Genomic DNA, 19879 nt, shown 5'->3' with positions numbered 1-19879 from the left:
CGGCTACAGATAGCCTTCCGACCGGAAACTCAGTTCGTTCGATTTACCGATAATCAAGTGGTCATGCAGGGTCAGCCCCAAGGCAACACAGGCGTCCTGTATCCGGTTGGTCATGTCGATATCCGACTGTGATGGCGTTGGATCGCCGGACGGGTGGTTGTGCACCAGAATCAGGGCCGAGGCATTCAGTTCCAGCGCCCGCTTCGCCACCTCACGCGGGTAAACCGGCACGTGGTCAACGGTGCCCTTGGCCTGTTCCTCATCCGCGATAAGCACGTTCTTGCGATCCAGATAGAACACCCGGAATTGTTCGGTCTCGCGATGCGCCATTGTGGTGTGGCAATAGTCCAGCAAGGCGTCCCAGCCCGAGATCACATGTCGCTGCATCACCCGCGCGCGGGCCATGCGGTGGGCGCAGGCCTCAAGGATTTTCAGGTCAGTGATCACCGTATCGCCGACGCCTTTGATCTGGCGCAGCCGTTCCTCGGGCGCGGTCAGAACGCGGTTGAAATCGCCGAACGTGTCCATCAACGCACGCGCCAGCGGTTTCACGTCCTGCCGCGGAATGGATCGGAACAGCACCAGCTCCAACAGCTCATAATCCGGCATGGCGGCGGACCCACCCGACATGAACCGCTCGCGCAGGCGTTTGCGATGATCCTTGATGTATGACGGCAACCGACCCGAGGGCAGAGGCTCCATCGGGGCTTCGTCAGTTTCAAACAGCATCGGGGCTTCGGCAAAGGCGTCCTGAGTCATGCGCTTAGACTGGAGCAGAATCGGTTTCTGAATGGTTAACGCACCTCACCCGCCATGCGCGCGGTGGCACGGCGCACAATCAGGTGTAGAAGGACAGATACCACGCCCAGCGTCAGCATCGCCGCGAACATCAGGTCGGTCTTGGCGCGCCCATTGGCCAGCAGCATCAAATAGCCCAGCCCTTGTGACGAACCGACCCATTCACCGATCACCGCCCCAATCGGCGCATAAACCGCCGCCAATCGCAACCCTGACGCCAGAGACGGCAAGGCCGCCGGTATCCTTATATGCCACAGCACCGCGCGCGGACTGGCCTGCATCGTGCGCGCCAGATCAAGATATCCTGACGGCGTCCGCATCAACCCGTCGAAAAAGGACGCGGTGATCGGGAAATAGATGATCAGCACCGCCATCGCGACCTTGGACCACAACCCATAGCCCAGCCACAGGGTCAGCAGCGGGGCCAATGCAAAGACCGGAAGCGCCTGCGTAAACACCAGCATCGGCTGAACCAACACCCGCGCGGCGCGGGATGTGGCCAGTTGCAGCGCGGTGATCACGCCCAGCACGGTTCCGCAGGCGAGGCCAATCACCACTTCGATCACCGTGATCCACGTATGTTCGGCAATCACCCAGCGGTTCTGCCACCAGGTCTCGGCCACCAACGCAGGGCTGGGAAGGATGAATTTTGGCAGGCCGGTCACGGTGACGATCCCCTGCCAAACTGCAAGCGCGAACAGCGTCGCAGCGACGCCCGAAACTATCTTCATGCCGCCTCATCCCGCAGCAGGCGCAGCAGCGCGCCCTGAGTTTCCAGCGTCTCCAGATCGTCCACCATGCGGGGCGCGGGCGCGCGCGGCGGGGTACATGCGGTCAGGCCGTGATGGGTCATGACCATGATGGATTGCCCCAAACGTGCGGCCTCACCCGGGTCATGCGTCACCAGCAGAACGGTACGGTCATGCAATACCTCAGCCGCCAAGTCCTGCATATCGGCGCGCGTGCGCGCGTCGAGGGCCGAGAACGGCTCGTCCAGCAGCACAATGGGACGATCCTCCATCAGCGTACGGGCCAACGCCACGCGCTGACGCTGACCACCAGAGAGTTCGGCAGGCTTCTTGTGAACGTGATCCTGCAAGCGCATACGTTCGATCAATCTATCCCGGCGAGCAATGTCCGGCGTTTCCCCCCGCAACCGCGCGCCCAGCGAGACATTCTGCGCCACGCTCGCCCAAGGCAGCAGCAGATCGTCCTGCGCCATATATGCGACCCGTTTTGCAACCGGCAGGCCGTCGCTGGCCGTGATCTGGCCGGTAAACGTGGCACCGGTTTCCAATCCTGCGATCAAGCGCAGGACGGTGGTTTTACCAACCCCCGATCCGCCCAGCAGACAGGTCCATTGCCCAGCTTCAAGCGTTAAGGTCAGGGGCGCAAATAAAGATACGCCGCTGATCGTGGCCGAGCCGCTAAAGGTCAGGTCTGGGGATTGCGTCATGGGGTCAGACCCATTTGCCAGAAATTGACCTCTAACTCGGTCGCAGTACGGAACGTCTGACATAGACGGGTCCAGCGCGGAGAGGATTCGAAATGTTCCCCAATGCGTCGAGTTAGAGCCGAATCCAGCAATTCCCCTACCGCTTTACATGCGTCCTGATAATCCGGGCTGGCATAGGTATTGATCCAGTCGCGATACGCCTCCGAGGTCGCCTCAGACGCCAGACGGGAACCGATCTCACCGTATCCCATCACACAAGGCGCCAATGCCGCCAAAAGATCCAGAAGATCACCGCTGTAACCGGCCTCAAGTACAAAGCGGGTATAGGCCAGATTCTCGGGCCGTTCCTCGGTTGCGAACAGCTCTTCGCCAGAAATGCCTTCGGCCGCGCAGATTCCGATATGCAGTTGCATCTCTTCTGCTACCAGCGCGTTGACCGTGGCCACCGCTGTCAGCATTTCCGAATGCGTCTCGGACTTCACCACCGCCAACGCCCAGGCGCGGGAAAAGTGGATCAGGAACACATAATCCTGCCGCAGATAGTGCAGGAACGACGCGCGTGGCAGGCTGCCATCTTTCAGCCCTTCGACAAAGGCGTGGCGGGTGTAATCCCGCCACGGCCCCTGCGCCGCGTCACGCATCAGCCCGAAGGCTTTTCCGTACTCGCTCATTGCGCGGTCACGTCGATGGCAATGGCGCTGACCGGGTTCAGGCCGTCGATCATGCCGCTGTCGTTCAGGAAGGCCTCAAACCGGGCATAACGACCAGCATCAAACCCGGCAGGACGCAGAGCGAAACGAGACAGCGTGTCGACCCAGGCACGGGCGTTCAGCTCATCCTGCAATTCGGGCGAGGTGGAGGCGAAAATCTCCCAGCTTTTTTCCGGGTTGTTGACGATATACTGGGTCGCTTTCTCAGTCGCAGCCAGAAAACGGGCGATCTTGTCGGTGTCCATCGTTTCGGGATTGGCGATATAGATAAGCTCGTCATAAGACGGGATGCCTTCTTCCTCGATATAGAAACAGCGGCCGGCGACGCCCTCGATGTCCATCTGGTTCAGTTCAAAATTGCGGAAGGCACCGATCACGGCATCGACCTGACCAGACATCACTGACGGCCCGAGCGAAAAGTTGACGTTGATCATCTCAATCTCGTCCAGACCGATATCGTGCTGTCCAAGCAAAGTGGTCAGGATCGCTTCTTCGACACCGGCGACCGAGAAACCAATCTTTTTGCCACGCAGATCGGCCAGCGATTTGATCGGGCCGTCCTCCAGCACCAAAAGGCAGTTCAGCGGGGTCGCCACCAGCGTACCGACCCGTTTCAGCAGCAGCCCTTCGTGGATTTGCAGGTGCAGTTGCGGCTGATAGGACACCGCAAGGTCGGCCTGACCTGCCGCAACCAAACGCGGCGGGGCAGAGGGATCGGCGGGTGGGACAATCTCGACCTCAAGCCCCTCATCGGCGAAATAGCCGTTCTCTTGCGCCACAATGATCGGGCCGTGGTCGGGATTGACGAACCAATCCAGCAACACGGTCATCTTGTCCTCAGCCCATGCTGGCACGGCAGCCACAAGGGCAATGGCGGTGATCAGTTTCTTCATTTCTCGCGTTTCCTTTTCGCTCACGAGGTTGAGGCCGACACGAGCACAATCTCGCCCGGCCAATTCGGTTGAATCTGTTCTGCCGCACGCCACGCCCGCAGGCCTGTCGCACAGCACAAAGCAAGTCTTTGTCCTTGATTAGGACCTATGTTCTGCACCTCATCCGGTGACATGCGCAGCGCGTGTGGATGTGCCAGGACAGGAGCTTCACCATGATCGCGCAACTCAATGATCTGGTCGTCTGCGGTCAGGTCTTCGACAGAGACAAAGCTGAAACAGCGCTCCGGCTCGGGCGCATTGTCAAAGCGAAAGCTGCTGCTGCGCAGGGAGCGGCCATCATATTGCACCATCTGGCCCAGCGGTGAGGGTGCCAAGCCAAGGATCAGGTTCAGCACCATCTGCGCCTGCATCGCGCCAACCATCCCAACGACCGGCCCCAGCACCCCGGCTGAGGCGCAGCTTGCGCCGCTATCCGGCGCGTCCGGGAACAACGCACGCAGCGACGGCGCACCGCCGCAGAACCCGCCGACATATCCCGTCATCGCCAAAACAGACGCTGAGATCAGCGGCTTGCCCTGTTCAAGACAGGTATCGGACAGGGTATAGCTGACCGCATAACTGTCTGCGCAATCCAGTATAACGTCCGATTGCTTCACCAAAGACTGCGCATTTCTGCTTGTTAGAGACTGTTCTTCGACAAAAACCTCGACCTCGTGATTCAGCGCACGACAGCGGTCCGCGGCGACACTGGCCTTTGCCAGCCCGCAATCTGCTTCGGTGAACAAAGTCTGGCGGTGCAAGTTTGATTGGTCGACCGTATCGCGATCCACAATCGTGATGCGCCCCACCCCGGCCCCGGCCAGCAAAGGCAGAACTGGCGCGGCCAGTCCCCCTGCGCCCACCACCAGAACGCGCGCGGCAGACAGGTGGGCCTGACCTTCGGGTCCAACCTCGGGCAGAATCATCTGGCGGGCATAGCGGGTCATCGCGTGACCTCGATCCATGCACGCACACGGGCCTCGGGATCCGCGTTCAGAGTGATATCTGTCACGACCGAGACAATATCGGCACCAGCCTCGAGAACGCCCTGCGCACGCTCGACACTCATTCCGCCGATCCCGACCAGAGGGATTTCACCCACCCGCGCCTTCCACTCGGTAACACGGGGCAGGCCCTGCTGCTCCCACTTCATTTTTTTCAGGATCGTCGGATAGACCGGCCCCAGCGCCACATAGTCAGGGTCCATGGCCAACACGCGTTCAAGCTCATCATCGTCATGGGTCGAAACACCCAGCTTCAACCCAGCCTTGCGTATGGCTTTCAGATCGGCGTCATCCAGATCTTCTTGACCCAGATGAATCCACTCGCACCCTGCGTCGATCGCCGTCTGCCAGTAGTCGTTGACCACCAGAACCGCGCCATGTTCGCGGCACAGGTCCCGCGATTGGACTATCTGAGCCTGCACCTCTGCGTCAGGCTGATCCTTGATGCGCAGCTGCACCAGCTTCACGCCCAAGGGCAACATCCGCCGCAGCCAGTCCGAGTGGTCAAAGATCGGATAAAAACGATCCAGCATCATGACAAAAACGCTTTTCCGATCACCGGAGTGGAGGGTTCCGCCATATCGCGCGGCTCAATCGGGTCGGCCTGATGGGCGAGCTGTCCGGACTCAATCGCCAGCATCATCGCTCGCGCCATGGCCGCGGGGTCTCCGGCGCGGGCAACTGCCGTGTTCAGCAGGACCGCATCATACCCCATCTCCATCGCCCGCGCGGCGTGACTGGGCAGACCAATCCCGGCGTCGATCACCAGTGGTATATCCGGGAATTCAGCCCGCATCGCCCGTAGAGCATACTCATTGTTCAACCCACGCCCCGATCCAATCGGTGCGCCCCAGGGCATAAGCACCTCACACCCGGCGGCCAGCAACCGTTCCCCCACGATCAGATCGTCAGTGGTGTAGGGGAAGACCTGAAATCCGTCCTCGGTGAGGATGCGCGCGGCCTCGACCAGCTGAAACACATCCGGTTGCAGGCTGTCTGTGTGACCGATCAGTTCCAGCTTGATCCATTTGGTGTCGAACACCTCGCGCGCCATATGCGCGGTGGTCACGGCCTCTTTCACAGTGTGGCATCCGGCTGTGTTGGGCAGGATCAGAACACCCAGATCGCGGATCATCTGCCAAAAGGTTTGGCCCGCCCCGGATTCGCGGCGCAGAGACACGGTGGCCACGCCCGCGCCACTGTCGCGAAAGGCTTGCTCGAGAATGGCGGGGCTGGGGTACTGCGCGGTTCCCAGCATCAACGGATTGGGCAGGTGGGTGCCATAGAACGCCTTCATCTTCAGCCCCCCTGCATCGGCGCGACGACTTCAACCCGGTCGCCATCCGCCAGTCTGTGGCCGATACGCAGACTTGAAGGTACGAAATCTTCGTTCACAGCCGTCGCCACCCGACCCGAGAACCCGCATTCCTCTAGCAGGCCCGAGAGCGTTTCAGCGCGCACCTCGCGCGGTTCACCGTTAAGCACGATCTTCATCGACCATCTCCGAATGTGTGTTGTCCAAGGCCAGATCCGCCACCCCCTGTGCCAGTGCAGGCGCCAGCAGATAGCCGTGGCGGTACAGCCCGTTGGCATAGATCGTCCGCCCGACGCGCCGGATGCGCGGCAGGTTGTCCGGGAAGGCCGGGCGCAGATCGACGCCGATTTCCAGAACTTCGGCCTCTCCAAAAGCGGGGTTGAGCGCGTAGGCCGCGCTGAGCAGCTCAAGCATCGACCGGGCGGTGATACGGCTGCTGTCTTCGCTTTCGATCATCGTCGCGCCCAGCATATAGACGCCATCCCCGCGCGGTACGACATAGAGCGGAATACGCGGATGCAGCAGGCGCACAGGGCGGGTCAGTGCCACATCCGGGCAGCGGATCACCAACATCTCGCCCTTGAGGCCTCGAAGGTCGTGGAGAACATCGCGCGCATGCAAGCCACGGCAATCAATTGTGTTGTCCAATCCGGTCGGGGCCGGTTTTTGGTGAAACGTAACGCCATGGGCCAGAAGCTGATGGTGCAAGTCCAGCAAGGCCTGACGCGGATTCAGATGCGCCTCATCCGGGAAGTGCAGGCCTTTGGAGAAACCATGCAAGTCAGGCTCTAATAAGGACATTTCGCCCTGATCAACCGCGCGGTATCCTTCCGTCCGTCGTGCAAACCGCCGAAGGTCGGGCAGATCGCGTGGATTTGCCACAACCAAGGTACCGTGCCGGGTCACAGTGGTTCGCTTGGCCCACCAATCCAGCGCCAACTGACCCAGACGCAACACCGGCTCTTCCGCATTTTCAAACTCGCACCACGGGGCCAGCATGCCCCCTGCCCACCACGAGCATCCATGCGGGCCCGGAGGACCAGAAGGATCAAAGACCTGAACCTGCGCGCCGCGTGACGCCAATTCGCTTGCCACAGCCAACCCCGCCACGCCGGACCCTATAACGGACCAGACCGTCACGTCGGCCATACCCGGTGGAAATGATGCACAGGTCCATGGCCCTGCCCGATCCTCAGATCATCCGCGCGGGCAATCGCGCCCTGCAAATAGTCATGCGCTTGCGCAACCGCATCGACGGGGCTCAGACCCTGCGCCATACCGGCAGCGATTGAGGAAGAAAGCGTGCATCCCGTACCATGTGTATTGCACGTGTCGCGCCGAGGGGCGGTAAATTCAGACACCCGGCCCGAGGCGTCAATGAGCAGGTCATGGCAGATCTCACCGCGCCCGTGGCCCCCCTTCATAAGCACTAATCGCGCGCCCAGCTGGCACAAAGCCTTACCCTGGTCGATCATCTGTTCCGGGGTTTCGGCACTTTGACAATCCAACAAACACGCCGCTTCGGGCAGGTTCGGGGTCAGCACCGTTGCGCGTGGCAAAAGGACATCGCGCAGAGTGCTGACCGCATCCCGCGCCAGCAGGGCATCGCCGGATTTCGCAACCATAACCGGATCCAGAATCACCGGGCCTTTGAACGCGGCCACGCTGTCAGCAACAGTCTGGATAATTTCTGGTGTTGCCAGCATCCCGATCTTGATCGCACCTACATCAAGGTCGGACAGAACCGCCTCGATCTGGGCCGAGACCACATCCAGTGGAATTCCATGCACCGCAGTCACGGCCCGCGTGTTCTGCGCTGTGACCGCCGTAATAACGCTGGAACCGTACACGCCCAATGCGGACATGGCCTTGAGGTCGGCCTGAATACCCGCTCCGCCGCCGCTGTCCGAGCCGGCAATTGTCAGGGCAATATGCGCCATATCGTTGCTCCATCATCAAGGGGCAACGCAGCATGGAAAACGTCTGTATGCATAAGACCGTTCCCTACGCCGGAATTGCCCGGATCAGGTTCGATGGGTTAGCGCATTCACGCCTCTCAGCCCTTTGATCAGGGCACCCCAACGGTTGGGCGCACAATCTCAGGGGTTGGCGGGGGAATCAAGGGCCAATTTTGGCGCAGCCGGCGGTCAAACTGGACTTATAGAATGAAAAAGCCGGCCCTTGGGAACCGGCTGATTCTTGCTTTGTTGCGGCGATAAGGCTTTAGCCTTTCATCCCGTCCCAGAATGACTTGACGGACGAGAAAAAGCTTTTTGATTCAGGATGGTTATCTTCACCCAATTCATCGAATTCCCGCAGCAATTCTTTCTGACGGCTGGTCAAGTTGACCGGGGTTTCCACGGCCAGTTCGATGAACATATCGCCGACACCACCGCCGCGCAAAGCAGGCATGCCCTTACCGCGCAGACGCATTTGGCGACCCGATTGGCTGCCGGCCGGGATTTGCACGCGACCACGGCCACCGTCGATGGTCGGCACTTCGATAGACCCGCCCAGCGCGGCCTTGCCCATGCTGACCGGCACGCGACAGTAAAGGTTCACACTGTCACGCTCGAACAGTTTGTGATCGGACACTTCGACGAAGATATACAGATCGCCCGGAGGGCCACCGCGCATTCCGGCCTCACCCTCGCCAGCCAAACGGATGCGGGTTCCGGTTTCTACACCGGCTGGGATATTGACGGACAGCGCGCGTTCTTTTTCGACGCGGCCTGCGCCACCACAGGATTTACAAGGGTTCTTGATGATCTGGCCCAGACCAGAGCAGGTCGGACAGGTACGCTCAACGGTAAAGAAACCCTGTTGCGCGCGCACCTTGCCCATGCCCGAGCAGGTCGGACAGGTGGTCGGTTCCACACCGCCTTCTGCGCCCGAGCCGTCACAAGCGGAACAGGCCACAGCCGCCGGGACATTGATAGTTTTCTGAAGGCCTGAGAACGCATCTTCCAGCGTCACGCGCAGATTGTAGCGCAGGTCAGACCCGCGTGCGGCGCGACGCCCGCCACCGGCACCACCGCGCTGACCGCCCATGAAATCGCCGAATAGATCGTCGAATACATCGGAAAACGCACTGGAAAAATCGCCCTGACCAAAGCCGCCACCGGGACGACCGCCACCACCCATGCCGTTCTCAAAAGCGGCATGGCCAAAGCGGTCATACGCGGCTTTCCGATCGGCGTCTTTCAGAACGTCATAGGCCTCGTTGGCCTCTTTGAACTGCGCCTCGGCATCCGGGTTGTCTTTGTTGCGGTCGGGATGCAATTCCTTGGCTTTCTTGCGAAAACCCTTCTTGATCTCGTCCGCCGATGCGCCCTTGGATACGCCGAGCACATCGTAATAGTCGCGTTTTGACATCAGTATTTCCTTCTGCCTCAACGTAATCGGGCCGGCCCGGCGACCGGACCGGCCCGCATTGGCCCGGTTACCCGTTAGTTACGCTTGTCGTCGTCCAGATCTTCGAACTCGGCGTCGACAATGTCATCATCACCAGCAGGCGCTTCGTCTGCTGCTGCCGGCTCATCCTCGCCCTCTTCGGCTTGCGCCTTGTAGATGGCTTCGCCCAGCTTCATTGCCGCTTCGGTGACGTTCTGGATGCCCGACTTGATCTTGTCGGCATTTTCGGTTTCCAGCTCGTCCTTCAGCGCGGCAATTGCCAGCTCGATGGCTTCGATGGTGGTCGGGTCGACCTTGTCGGCATGCTCTTCCATCGACTTTTCGGTCGAGTGGATGAGGCTTTCCGCCTGGTTCTTGGCGTCGACCAGCTCGCGGCGTTCCTTGTCGGCTTCCGCGTTCTCTTCGGCGTCCTTGACCATTTTTTCGATGTCGTCATCCGACAGACCGCCCGAGGCCTGGATGGTGATCTTCTGCTCTTTGCCGGTGCCTTTGTCCTTGGCCGAAACCGAGACAATGCCGTTGGCGTCGATGTCGAAGGTCACCTCGATCTGAGGCATGCCGCGCGGTGCAGGCGGGATGTCTTCGAGGTTGAACTGACCCAGGATCTTGTTGTCCGCGGCCATCTCACGCTCACCCTGGAACACGCGGATGGTCACAGCGTTCTGGTTGTCTTCGGCGGTCGAGAAGACCTGAGATTTCTTGGTCGGGATCGTGGTGTTGCGGTCGATCAGACGGGTGAACACGCCACCCAGCGTCTCGATGCCCAGCGACAGCGGGGTCACGTCCAGCAGAACCACGTCCTTGACGTCGCCCTGCAGAACGCCGGCCTGAATGGCGGCGCCCATTGCAACAACTTCGTCCGGGTTCACACCCTTATGCGGCTCTTTCCCGAAGAACTTGGTGACTTCTTCGATCACTTTCGGCATCCGGGTCATACCACCGACCAGAACAACCTCATCGACGTCGCCAGCCGACAGACCGGCGTCTTTCAGCGCAGCCTGACAAGGCTTCATCGACTTTTTGATCAGGTCCGAGACCAGCGATTCCAGCTTGGCACGGGTCAGTTTCATGACCATGTGCAGCGGCTGACCGTTCGAACCCATCGAGATGAACGGCTGGTTGATTTCGGTCTGCGAGGTCGAGGACAGTTCGATCTTGGCTTTTTCAGCGGCTTCTTTCAGACGCTGCAGGGCCATCTTGTCCTGGCTCAGATCAACACCGTGTTCCTTTTTGAACTCATCTGCCAGATAGTTGACGATGCGCATGTCAAAGTCTTCACCACCCAGGAAGGTGTCGCCGTTAGTCGACTTAACCTCGAACAGGCCGTCGTCGATTTCCAGAATGGTCACGTCGAAGGTACCGCCACCAAGGTCGTAAACCGCGATGGTTTGGGTTTCTTCCTTGTCCAGACCATAGGCCAGCGCGGCAGCTGTCGGTTCGTTGATGATCCGCAGCACTTCCAGACCGGCGATTTTACCGGCGTCTTTGGTGGCCTGACGCTGCGCGTCGTTGAAATATGCCGGAACGGTGATAACCGCCTGCGTGACTTCCTCACCCAAATAGCTCTCGGCGGTTTCCTTCATCTTGCCCAGAGTGAAGGCCGAGATCTGGCTTGGGGAGTACTTTTCACCGCGGGCTTCGACCCACGCGTCGCCATTGCCGCCATCAACGATGGTGTACGGCACCATTTTCTTATCTTTTTCGACTTCGGCATCATCCACACGACGACCGATCAGGCGCTTGACGCCAAAGATCGTGTTGTCGGGGTTGGTGACCGCCTGACGTTTCGCAGGCTGACCGACCAGTCGCTCATCTTCGGTGAAGGCGACGATCGAGGGCGTGGTCCGCGCCCCTTCGGCGTTTTCGATGACCTTCGGCTGCGAGCCGTCCATGATAGCCACACACGAGTTTGTGGTTCCGAGGTCAATCCCGATTACTTTTCCCATATTTGCAATCCCTTTCTCTTCAAGGCGATGTCCCGAGGGTCGGACCCGTTTTGGCATCCTGCCCCGATCTGATATGCGCGACGGCACTACACCATCGCGCGTCCCGGCGTATATAAGGGCGAGACCAAAAGCCTGCAAGCACTGTAAATCGCAGGTTTTCGGGAATCTGTGGCCTTTTTGGCAAGCTTTTGGCAAGGATCGGGGAATCTCGGATGGCGCGGCTACTTTTGCGCGGTTTTGATATCAGGAAAGCCTGGCTGGATAGCCCGGCGCAGGCACAGCTGATCGAAGCCTTGCGCCCGATTCTGAAATCTGCGCCGCTGTTCCGGCCCGTGACGCCGTCGGGCAAGGAAATGTCGGTGCGCATGACCTCGGCCGGGTCGCTGGGCTGGGTCACGGACAAGGCCGGATATAGGTATCAAGCGCAGCACCCCAAGGGAACCGATTGGCCCGAAATTCCGGCACAGGTGCTGGACATCTGGCGGGCGCTGGTTGGCCCGGATCGCGACCCCGATTGCTGTCTGATCAACTATTATGGCGAAGGCACCCGCATGGGGCTGCATCAGGACAAGGACGAGGCTGATTTTTCATGGCCGGTCCTGTCGGTTTCCCTGGGAGATGATGCCTTGTTCCGCATCGGCAACCAGACCCGTGGCGGCAAGACTGAATCGATCTGGCTGAACTCGGGCGATGTGGTGATCATGGGCGGCCCGGCGCGGCTGACCTATCACGGTATCGACCGTATCCGCTTTGGCTCTTCAAAACTGTTGCCCAAGGGTGGGCGGATCAACCTGACCCTGCGCGTTGCCAGTTAGCGCCGTGCGCCCCAGCTTTGCGAGACATGCTGGCGCGAGAAGAAAATCCCCAGCAGCCCGATCATCAGCAGGACAATCCCGACCCAAAGCGCATATTCCCAGCTTGTGTTGCGCGGGAAGTAATTCCGAAACACAAAGCCGCGGCACTGGTCGATGATGTGAAACAACGGGTTCCAGGCGAACATGCCCAGCATCGCCCCGCCCAGCGCATTTGCCACAAACATCTTCCCCGAAAAGATCATGTTCAGCCGCCTGTAGATATTGCTGAGCATCGTGACCGTTGTCGGAAACCATGGTGACAGCGCCATGAACACGACCCCAACCGAACACCCGGTAAACCAGGCCAGCATCAGCATGGCAAAGGCACCACCGGGATCCTGAATCTCGATCGGTGATATCGCGACACTGTAGAGAAACAGAATTATGATGATCGTCATCATCTGGGTGTATAGCGACCCACATGCGGTCGCCAGCAGGACGACCATCATGTTCATCGGCGAATGCAGCATCATCGGATTATTGCCCGTGCTGAGACCCGACAACGAGCCAACCGCCTTGATATGCGTCAGGAACAGAAACACGCCCGACAACAGGAACAACACCAACTCACCGCGGATTTTGGCGACGCGCGTCCCCATGAACGACATGATCGTATAAAACACTGCGACCAGAGCGAGAACTTGCAGGATATTGATCAGGATCGCCAGGACCGCATTTGAATGCTGCGAGCGGACATTGCGCACCACGGCATGGAAAATCAGCTCAGCCGTTGTAAAGGCCCCGCCCAGCAAGGTCTGGTTTCGCTTGAAATAATACAACCGACGCGTCTTTCCTGTTTTTTCGCCTTCAACCTGCCACGAATTTCTTGCCGTTCCGTAACCGGCGCATCATAAGGCCGTCAGCCTTTTCGATCAACAAATCACAGGAACGGAGCTTTTTTGTGACCTATGACGCCCTCATCCCTGTCATCCGACGTCTGGCCCTGGAAGCGGGCGACAAGATCATGGAGATTTATGAGGCAGATGATTTCGACGTCAAAGTCAAATCTGATGCCAGCCCCGTGACCGAAGCGGATGAAGCTGCTGATGCACTGATTTCGGCCGGATTGCGCGAGGCGTTTCCCGATATCCTGCTGGTAACAGAAGAACAGGCCGCATCGCATTCCGAAAAAGGCGATACGTTTCTGATCGTTGATCCACTGGATGGCACCAAAGAATTCATCAACCGTCGCGGCGATTTCACCGTGAACATCGCGTTGGTCGAAAACGGCGTTCCGACCCGCGGCGTCGTCTATGCTCCGGCCAAAGGGCGCATGTTCTATACGCAGGCGGATGGCCAGTCGGTCGAAGAAACCGGTGCTTTGGACAAGGCACAGGTTGGTGAGATGACACCAATATCAGTCTCTAAACCAGACAATTCAGCGCTCTTGATTGTGGCGTCGAAATCGCACCGGGATCAGGCCACCGAGGATTACATCAACAAATACGCCGTTCAGGACAGCAAGAGCGCAGGCTCGTCACTGAAATTCTGCCTTGTGGCGACGGGTGAGGCGGATCTGTACCCCCGCGTTGGCCGAACAATGGAATGGGACACCGCCGCAGGTCACGCCGTTCTGGCGGGTGCGGGTGGCAAGGTCGTGCGCTTTGATGACCACTCACCGCTGACTTATGGCAAGGACAGCTATGCAAACCCGTTCTTTATCGCCTACGCTCCGGGTGTTGAGCTGAAGGAAGCCTGATGTCCGTTCTGATCGCCATTCCCGCCCGTTACGCCTCGACCCGCTATCCCGGCAAACCGCTGGTGCCGCTGACCGGCGCAAGTGGCAAAGCGATGACGCTGATCGAGCGGTCGTGGCGGGCGGCCTGTTCCGTCTCGGGCGTCGACAAGGTGGTTGTGGCCACCGATGACGATCGCATCCGCGAAGCCGCCGAAGGGTTCGGGGCCGAGGTGGTGATGACGTCGGAAGAGTGCCAGAACGGCACCGAACGCTGCGCCGAGACCCACGCCAATCTGGGTGCGGGGTATGAGATCGTGGTGAATCTGCAAGGCGACGCGCCCCTGACCCCGCATTGGTTTGTTGAGGACCTGATCGCCGGTCTGCGCGCCGCGCCCGAGGCCGGAGTGGCCACACCGGTCCTGCGCTGCGATGGCGACGCGCTGAACAGCCTGCTGAACGACCGCAAACATGGGCGCGTCGGCGGCACCACTGCCGTTTTCGCCGCCGATCACAGCGCCATGTATTTCTCGAAAGAGGTGGTGCCGTTCACGTCTCAGACCTATGCAGGGGGCGACGCAACCCCTGTCTTCCACCATGTCGGTGTCTATGCCTATCGCCCGGATGCGCTGGCCGCTTATCCAACATGGACCGTTGGCCCGCTGGAACAGTTGGAAGGTCTGGAGCAGCTGCGCTTCATGGAGAATGGCCGCAAGGTCCTGTGTGTCGAGGTCGAAGCCAAAGGTCGTCAGTTCTGGGAGCTGAACAACCCGCAGGACGTGCCGAAGCTGGAACAAATGATGGCCGCGATGGGGCTGGATTGAGCTCTTTTCCCCATGACTCCGGCGTGCCTCAAAACATAGCTGGTCTAACCACATGAAATCGGAAAGATAGATGACCAACATCCTTGTCACCGGCGGTGCCGGCTATATCGGATCACACGCCTGCAAGACACTGGCACGGGCGGGCTATACGCCGGTGACATATGACAATCTGGTTACAGGCTGGCAGGACGCGGTGAAATTCGGCCCGTTTGAGCAAGGCGACCTGCTGGACCGCGCGCGGCTGGACGAGGTTTTCGCCAAATATCAGCCCGCTGCCGTGATGCATTTTGCAGCCCTCAGCCAGGTGGGCGAGGCGATGTCTCAACCCGGTAGGTATTGGGCCAACAATGTCACCGGCTCTCTGAACCTGATCGAAGCTGCCGTGGCGGCGGGATGCCTGAACTTCGTCTTTTCGTCGACCTGCGCCACCTATGGCGATCAGGATAACGTGGTGCTGGACGAAAACACGCCGCAGGAACCGCTGAACGCTTACGGGGCCTCAAAGCGCGCCATCGAAGAAATCCTGCGTGACTTCGAATCCGCGCATGGGCTGAACCATGTGATCTTCCGCTATTTCAACGTGGCCGGAGCCGACCCCGAGGGCGAAGTGGGTGAGTTCCACCGCCCGGAAACTCATCTGGTGCCACTGATGCTGGACGCCATCGACGGCAAGCGCGAGGGGCTGACGGTGTTCGGCACTGATTATGACACGCCCGACGGCACCTGCATTCGTGACTATGTGCATGTCTGCGATCTGGTCGATGCGCACGTGCTGGGGCTGAACTGGCTGGAACAGGGCAAAGGCAGCCGAGTGTTCAATCTGGGCACCGGCTCGGGCTTTTCAGTGATGGAAGTGATCGACCACTCCAAAGCCGTTACCAACCGCGAGGTCCCTTACACCGTCGGCCCCCGCCGCGCCGGGGATTGCACCAAGCTGGTCTCTGGCTCGGATCGCGCCGGAGAGGAGCTTGGCTGGACGCCAAAAAGGTCAACGTTAGAGACGATGATCAGCGACGCATGGCGCTGGCACCAGAACGGCCACTACGACAAATGAGCCGCGCGTGACAGGATCGGGAACCGACAGTCTTCCCCCTATCGGATGGACGCAGAAATACCGGTTGCGCCTGAAACGCAGACGGCTGTTGTGGCAAGCTTTTCGCAGCCGTCATCAATTGACCAGTCTGAGCAACCGAACCGATCAGATCAGGCCCGGTGCAATTCTGGCCTTTACCACCCTGCGCAACGAAATGACCCGTTTGCCATGGTTCTTTCGCCACTATCGCGCGCTTGGGGTCGACCACTTTCTGATCGTCGACAATGGCAGCGATGACGGCTTGGTCGACTATCTGTTGCAACAGCCCGATGTCTCGATCTGGCAAACCTACGCCAGCTATCGCGCCTCGCGATATGGGGTGCTGTGGTTGACCTGGTTGCAGATGCGCTATGGCCACGCTCACTGGACGCTGACAGTGGATGCGGATGAGTTGCTGATCTATCCCGAGCATGACACACGCCCCCTGTCAGACCTGACCGCCTGTCTGGAGCGGCAGGGCCGCACGGCATTTGGAGCGCTGATGCTGGACCTGTATCCCAAGGGGCCACTTGGGACGCAAGACTATGATCCCGAAACTGACCCGACCCGCGTTCTCAACTGGTTCGACCCCGGCCCGTACCGGGTGCAGCGGCAAAGCCCTTTGGGTAACCTTTGGGTGCAGGGCGGTGCCCGCGAGCGGGTATTTTTTGCAGATGCGCCGCGCCGCTCTCCGACGTTGAACAAACTCCCACTGGTGCGATGGTCGCGCCGGTACGCCTATGTCAATTCCAGCCACTCTGCCCTGCCCCGGCACCTGAACGCAGCCTATGACGGACCGGGCGGGGACACCCCCTCAGGCATATTACTGCACACCAAGTTCCTGCCCGAAGTGGTGGACAAATCGACATCCGAAAAGGCGCGCGGTCAGCATTTTCATGATCCCGACCTTTTTGCGACATATTACGATGCGATACGAGACCAGCCGGACATGTGGACACCCCAGTCAGCCTGTTTTGAGGGTTGGGAACAGATGCAGCGGCTGGGGCTGATGGGGAAACTTCGATGAAACGCGGCATATATGAATAACGGATTTTAAATCCGTTGATTCGATACAGGGAAGAATGGCATAAAACGGCACTCGCCCGGGACCACTCTCACTCACCAATCCCCGGGTAGACGCGCCCAGATAATAAAGGTTGAGCAGACGCGTGAGCCTGCTGGAGTCATACCGCATGAGATTACGGCGCAGGCGTCGCCTCGTGCGCTGCCTGCGCAAAAGACGCGAGCTGAAACCGGTTGCCAACCGAACCGCGGATATCCGGCCTGACGACATCCTGTTGATGAGCGTCATGCGGAACGAGAAAATCCGCCTGCCCTATTTTCTGGAATACTACCGCAAACTGGGCGTCGACCATTTTATGATTGTCGACAACAACAGCGATGACGGCAGCCGGGACTATCTGGCCGCGCAGCCGGACGTATCGCTCTGGCGGGCCGATAGCAGTTACAAACGCGCGTCCTTCGGGCTGGATTGGTCGAACTATCTGCTGCGGAAATACGCTGACGGCCATTGGGTCCTGAGCGTCGATCCAGATGAGTTCTTTATCTATCCTTTCTGCGACACCCGCCCTGTGCAGGCATTGACGGACTGGCTGGACAGTTGTTCTGTCCGCAGTTTCGGCACGATGCTGATTGATATGTATCCAAGGGGTCCGGTCGACGAACACCCCTATCGCGAAGGTCAGAACCCGTTTGAAATCGCGAACTGGTTTGATTCCGGGAATTACGTGATCAGTAAGAACCCCGATTACCACAACCTGTGGATACAGGGCGGCCCCCGTGCGCGGGTGTTTTTCAGGGACAGGCCCTCCAAGGCCCCGGCCCTCAACAAGATCCCGCTGGTGAAATGGAGCCGTCGCTATGTCTATGTCAGCTCGACCCATTCGCTGCTGCCGCGGGGGCTGAATCAGGTCTATGACGAATGGGGCGGCGAAAAGATCAGCGGTGCGCTTTTGCACGCCAAACTGATCGACACGCTGGGCGATAAAGCGCGGGAAGAATTGCAGCGCGGCCAGCATTTCCGCGCCTCATCCGAATACCGCGCCTATGCGGATCATCTTGCGAGCAAGCCGGTCTTTCATTGCGACTGGTCCGAAAAGTACATCAACTGGCGGCAGCTTGAGATTCTGGGCCTCATGTCAAAAGGGGACTGGGCATGAACCGTCTGGGCGTTGTGATGCTGGTACACACGGCCCTGCATCGGGCCGAGCAGGTGGCACGGCACTGGACAGCAGCAGGTTGCCCAGTGGTGATCCATGTCGATCGTAAAGTGTCCGACAAGGATTTTACCGCGTTCTCTGCTGCCTGTGCGGATGACCCGCTGATCCGGTTTTGCGAACGTCACACATGTGAATGGGGTGGTTGGGGGATCGTTGCGGCCTCACAATCCGCGTCCCAACTGATGCTTGAGGCATTTGAGGATGTGCATCATGTCTACCTCTCATCCGGTGCCTGCCTGCCGCTGCGCCCGGTCAGCGAACTGATCGAGTATCTGGCCGACCGCCCCCGGGTTGATTTCATCGAAAGCGCCACAACCGCCGATGTCAGCTGGACCATTGGTGGCCTGGATCAGGAACGGTTCACCCTGCGGTTTCCGTTCTCCTGGCGTCGACAGCGCAGGTTGTTCGACACCTATGTCAAACTTCAGCGCCGGCTGGGCCTGCGCCGCAAAATCCCCGAAGGTTTGATGCCCCATATGGGCAGCCAGTGGTGGTGTCTGACACGGCAGACTCTGTCGGCCATCCTGCAAGACCCTAAGCGACAGGTGTATGACCGGTATTTCCGCCATGTCTGGATTCCGGATGAAAGCTATTTCCAAACGCTGGCACGGCTGTATTCGACCCATATCGAAAGCCGGTCTCTGACCCTGTCCAAGTTCGACTATCAGGGGCGGCCGCATATCTTTTATGACGATCACCTGCAATTGCTGCGCCGGTCGGATTGTTTTGTCGCTCGTAAAATCTGGCCTCGCGCTGATCGGCTGTATCAGAGCTTTCTGACCGATCAGAAATGTGCCGTGAAACCCGCAGAACCCAACCCGGGCAAGATTGACAGGGTGTTTGCCAAAGCGGTCGAGCGTCGAACCCGTGGCCGCGATGGCCTGTATATGCAAAGCCGCTTTCCCCGCCACGGCAGCGAAAACGGACTGACCTGTTTTCCGTATTCCGTATTTCAGGGATTCACCGAACTGTTCGAAGATTTCCAGCCCTGGCTGGCCGAAACAACGGGCACACGAGTGCATGGCCATCTGTTCGGCCCCGACCGTGCCGAGTTCGCCGGGGGCGAGACCATTATTAACGGCGCGCTCAGCGATTGCGCGGTGCTGCGGGATTACAATCCCACGGCCTTTGTCTCGAACCTGATATGGAACACGCGGGGCGAACGACAATGTTTTCAGTTCGGCCCCGCGGACACGCAAAACATCAACTGGTTTCTGGCGCGGGACAAAAACGCGCAAATCTCAATCATCACCGGGGCCTGGGCGATTCCGCTGTTCCAATCGAACAGGAACTTTGCAGATATCCGCAACGAGGCGGCCCGCCTGCAACAGATCGAAACCAAACAGCTTGAAGTTCTGCGTTCAGTCTGGACCAAAGCGCGGGCGCGGACGTGGTCGCTGGCGGATTTCGTGGAATCCCCGATGGAAGCATTGCAAGCCGTGATCGAAGAGATTGGCACCAAAAACGCAAGTCATCTGACCGAAGCGCCCAAGATGGTGGACCTGACCGGCTTTGGGCAATTTCTGCAAAACCTCAAGAACCAGGGTATGCACCCCTACTTGATGGGTGATTTCCCGGTGGATGACGTATTTGGCGCGCAAATGCGGCCATTTAGAAAACCATATCTGGTGCAATAATC

General features: G+C 59.3%; 21 protein-coding genes and 1 riboswitch. Of the genes, 7 read left to right on the top strand and 14 right to left on the bottom strand.

Annotated features, from left to right (window positions below):
• Positions 1–3 precede the first annotated feature (3 nt).
• From radC to dnaK, 13 genes are all read right to left on the bottom strand, one after another.
• Entirely contained in the window at positions 4–759 is a 756-nt protein-coding gene (gene radC / locus ACOQOY_RS11645) for a RadC family protein (protein WP_420585583.1), read from the bottom strand.
• A 35-nt stretch (positions 760–794) separates the two neighbouring features.
• Entirely contained in the window at positions 795–1529 is a 735-nt protein-coding gene (locus ACOQOY_RS11640) for an ABC transporter permease (RefSeq protein WP_420585582.1), read from the bottom strand.
• Positions 1526–2254 carry an ABC transporter ATP-binding protein gene (locus tag ACOQOY_RS11635; RefSeq protein ID WP_420585581.1) on the bottom strand — a complete coding sequence of 243 codons (729 nt, stop codon included), beginning with the start codon at positions 2252–2254 and terminating at the stop codon, positions 1526–1528. The genes ACOQOY_RS11640 and ACOQOY_RS11635 overlap by 4 nt, the downstream gene beginning before the upstream one ends.
• On the bottom strand, positions 2251–2925 hold the full coding sequence (gene tenA, locus ACOQOY_RS11630) for a thiaminase II (protein ID WP_420585580.1): 675 nt from the start codon (positions 2923–2925) through the stop codon (positions 2251–2253). The genes ACOQOY_RS11635 and tenA overlap by 4 nt, the downstream gene beginning before the upstream one ends.
• Entirely contained in the window at positions 2922–3857 is a 936-nt protein-coding gene (locus ACOQOY_RS11625) for an ABC transporter substrate-binding protein (protein ID WP_420585579.1), read from the bottom strand. The genes tenA and ACOQOY_RS11625 overlap by 4 nt, the downstream gene beginning before the upstream one ends.
• 20 nt (positions 3858–3877) lie before the next feature.
• A complete protein-coding gene (locus ACOQOY_RS11620; RefSeq protein ID WP_420585578.1) occupies positions 3878–4843 on the bottom strand; it encodes a HesA/MoeB/ThiF family protein in 966 nt (321 codons plus the stop codon).
• Entirely contained in the window at positions 4840–5436 is a 597-nt protein-coding gene (locus ACOQOY_RS11615; RefSeq protein ID WP_420585577.1) for a thiamine phosphate synthase, read from the bottom strand. The genes ACOQOY_RS11620 and ACOQOY_RS11615 overlap by 4 nt, the downstream gene beginning before the upstream one ends.
• Entirely contained in the window at positions 5433–6197 is a 765-nt protein-coding gene (locus ACOQOY_RS11610; RefSeq protein ID WP_420585576.1) for a thiazole synthase, read from the bottom strand. Before ACOQOY_RS11610 ends, ACOQOY_RS11615 begins: the two co-directional genes overlap by 4 nt.
• Positions 6198–6199: 2 nt before the next feature.
• Positions 6200–6394 (bottom strand): sulfur carrier protein ThiS, encoded by a 195-nt coding sequence (gene thiS, locus ACOQOY_RS11605; RefSeq protein WP_420585575.1) that lies wholly within the window; start codon positions 6392–6394, stop codon positions 6200–6202.
• On the bottom strand, positions 6378–7355 hold the full coding sequence (locus tag ACOQOY_RS11600) for an FAD-dependent oxidoreductase (RefSeq protein WP_420587239.1): 978 nt from the start codon (positions 7353–7355) through the stop codon (positions 6378–6380). Before ACOQOY_RS11600 ends, thiS begins: the two co-directional genes overlap by 17 nt.
• On the bottom strand, positions 7352–8155 hold the full coding sequence (gene thiD / locus ACOQOY_RS11595; RefSeq protein ID WP_420585574.1) for a bifunctional hydroxymethylpyrimidine kinase/phosphomethylpyrimidine kinase: 804 nt from the start codon (positions 8153–8155) through the stop codon (positions 7352–7354). Before thiD ends, ACOQOY_RS11600 begins: the two co-directional genes overlap by 4 nt.
• 44 nt (positions 8156–8199) lie before the next feature.
• A riboswitch (TPP riboswitch) is annotated at positions 8200–8306 on the bottom strand.
• 132 nt (positions 8307–8438) lie between these two features.
• Positions 8439–9590 (bottom strand): molecular chaperone DnaJ, encoded by a 1152-nt coding sequence (gene dnaJ, locus ACOQOY_RS11590; protein ID WP_420585573.1) that lies wholly within the window; start codon positions 9588–9590, stop codon positions 8439–8441.
• 74 nt (positions 9591–9664) lie between these two features.
• Positions 9665–11575 (bottom strand): molecular chaperone DnaK, encoded by a 1911-nt coding sequence (gene dnaK, locus ACOQOY_RS11585; RefSeq protein WP_420585572.1) that lies wholly within the window; start codon positions 11573–11575, stop codon positions 9665–9667.
• Positions 11576–11787: 212 nt separating this feature from the next.
• Between dnaK and ACOQOY_RS11580 the strand changes: the two genes are divergently transcribed.
• Entirely contained in the window at positions 11788–12390 is a 603-nt protein-coding gene (locus tag ACOQOY_RS11580) for an alpha-ketoglutarate-dependent dioxygenase AlkB family protein (RefSeq protein WP_420585571.1), read from the top strand.
• Here the strand turns inward: ACOQOY_RS11580 and ACOQOY_RS11575 are convergent.
• Positions 12387–13208, bottom strand: a complete 822-nt coding sequence (locus tag ACOQOY_RS11575; RefSeq protein WP_420585570.1) for an ABC transporter permease — start codon at positions 13206–13208, stop codon at positions 12387–12389. The genes ACOQOY_RS11580 and ACOQOY_RS11575 overlap by 4 nt on opposite strands.
• Before the next feature lie 122 nt (positions 13209–13330).
• On the opposite strand from ACOQOY_RS11575, the gene cysQ reads away from it, so the two are divergent.
• The 6 genes from cysQ to ACOQOY_RS11545 all read left to right on the top strand — a co-directional run bounded on the left by cysQ (position 13331) and on the right by ACOQOY_RS11545 (position 19877).
• A complete protein-coding gene (gene cysQ, locus ACOQOY_RS11570; protein WP_420585569.1) occupies positions 13331–14128 on the top strand; it encodes a 3'(2'),5'-bisphosphate nucleotidase CysQ in 798 nt (265 codons plus the stop codon).
• On the top strand, positions 14128–14928 hold the full coding sequence (locus ACOQOY_RS11565; RefSeq protein WP_420585568.1) for a 3-deoxy-manno-octulosonate cytidylyltransferase: 801 nt from the start codon (positions 14128–14130) through the stop codon (positions 14926–14928). The genes cysQ and ACOQOY_RS11565 overlap by 1 nt, the downstream gene beginning before the upstream one ends.
• Before the next feature lie 70 nt (positions 14929–14998).
• The gene (gene galE, locus ACOQOY_RS11560; RefSeq protein ID WP_420585567.1) at positions 14999–15982 is read left to right on the top strand and encodes a UDP-glucose 4-epimerase GalE; all 984 of its coding nucleotides are present in this window, start codon (positions 14999–15001) and stop codon (positions 15980–15982) included.
• 7 nt (positions 15983–15989) lie between these two features.
• Positions 15990–17027, top strand: a complete 1038-nt coding sequence (locus ACOQOY_RS11555) for a glycosyltransferase family 2 protein (protein WP_420585566.1) — start codon at positions 15990–15992, stop codon at positions 17025–17027.
• Between the two features lie 166 nt (positions 17028–17193).
• Positions 17194–18180 carry a glycosyltransferase family 2 protein gene (locus ACOQOY_RS11550; RefSeq protein ID WP_420585565.1) on the top strand — a complete coding sequence of 329 codons (987 nt, stop codon included), beginning with the start codon at positions 17194–17196 and terminating at the stop codon, positions 18178–18180.
• On the top strand, positions 18177–19877 hold the full coding sequence (locus tag ACOQOY_RS11545; RefSeq protein ID WP_420585564.1) for a beta-1,6-N-acetylglucosaminyltransferase: 1701 nt from the start codon (positions 18177–18179) through the stop codon (positions 19875–19877). The genes ACOQOY_RS11550 and ACOQOY_RS11545 overlap by 4 nt, the downstream gene beginning before the upstream one ends.
• Positions 19878–19879 lie beyond the last annotated feature (2 nt).

This window comes from Ruegeria sp. (assembly GCF_965221235.1).
Lineage (GTDB): Bacteria > Pseudomonadota > Alphaproteobacteria > Rhodobacterales > Rhodobacteraceae > Ruegeria.
This window is presented reverse-complemented; position numbering and strand designations above follow the sequence as displayed.

Excerpts from the sequence above, each read along its gene's own strand:
- radC (WP_420585583.1), bottom strand. The coding sequence starts at position 759 with ATGACTCAGGACGCCTTTGCCGAAGCCCCGATGCTGTTTGAAACTGAC.
- ACOQOY_RS11640 (WP_420585582.1), bottom strand. The coding sequence starts at position 1,529 with ATGAAGATAGTTTCGGGCGTCGCTGCGACGCTGTTCGCGCTTGCAGTT.
- ACOQOY_RS11635 (WP_420585581.1), bottom strand. The coding sequence starts at position 2,254 with ATGACGCAATCCCCAGACCTGACCTTTAGCGGCTCGGCCACGATCAGC.
- tenA (WP_420585580.1), bottom strand. The coding sequence starts at position 2,925 with ATGAGCGAGTACGGAAAAGCCTTCGGGCTGATGCGTGACGCGGCGCAG.
- ACOQOY_RS11625 (WP_420585579.1), bottom strand. The coding sequence starts at position 3,857 with ATGAAGAAACTGATCACCGCCATTGCCCTTGTGGCTGCCGTGCCAGCA.
- ACOQOY_RS11620 (WP_420585578.1), bottom strand. The coding sequence starts at position 4,843 with ATGACCCGCTATGCCCGCCAGATGATTCTGCCCGAGGTTGGACCCGAA.
- ACOQOY_RS11615 (WP_420585577.1), bottom strand. The coding sequence starts at position 5,436 with ATGATGCTGGATCGTTTTTATCCGATCTTTGACCACTCGGACTGGCTG.
- ACOQOY_RS11610 (WP_420585576.1), bottom strand. The coding sequence starts at position 6,197 with ATGAAGGCGTTCTATGGCACCCACCTGCCCAATCCGTTGATGCTGGGA.
- thiS (WP_420585575.1), bottom strand. The coding sequence starts at position 6,394 with ATGAAGATCGTGCTTAACGGTGAACCGCGCGAGGTGCGCGCTGAAACG.
- thiD (WP_420585574.1), bottom strand. The coding sequence starts at position 8,155 with ATGGCGCATATTGCCCTGACAATTGCCGGCTCGGACAGCGGCGGCGGA.
- dnaJ (WP_420585573.1), bottom strand. The coding sequence starts at position 9,590 with ATGTCAAAACGCGACTATTACGATGTGCTCGGCGTATCCAAGGGCGCA.
- dnaK (WP_420585572.1), bottom strand. The coding sequence starts at position 11,575 with ATGGGAAAAGTAATCGGGATTGACCTCGGAACCACAAACTCGTGTGTG.
- ACOQOY_RS11580 (WP_420585571.1), top strand. The coding sequence starts at position 11,788 with ATGGCGCGGCTACTTTTGCGCGGTTTTGATATCAGGAAAGCCTGGCTG.
- ACOQOY_RS11565 (WP_420585568.1), top strand. The coding sequence starts at position 14,128 with ATGTCCGTTCTGATCGCCATTCCCGCCCGTTACGCCTCGACCCGCTAT.
- galE (WP_420585567.1), top strand. The coding sequence starts at position 14,999 with ATGACCAACATCCTTGTCACCGGCGGTGCCGGCTATATCGGATCACAC.
- ACOQOY_RS11550 (WP_420585565.1), top strand. The coding sequence starts at position 17,194 with ATGAGATTACGGCGCAGGCGTCGCCTCGTGCGCTGCCTGCGCAAAAGA.
- ACOQOY_RS11545 (WP_420585564.1), top strand. The coding sequence starts at position 18,177 with ATGAACCGTCTGGGCGTTGTGATGCTGGTACACACGGCCCTGCATCGG.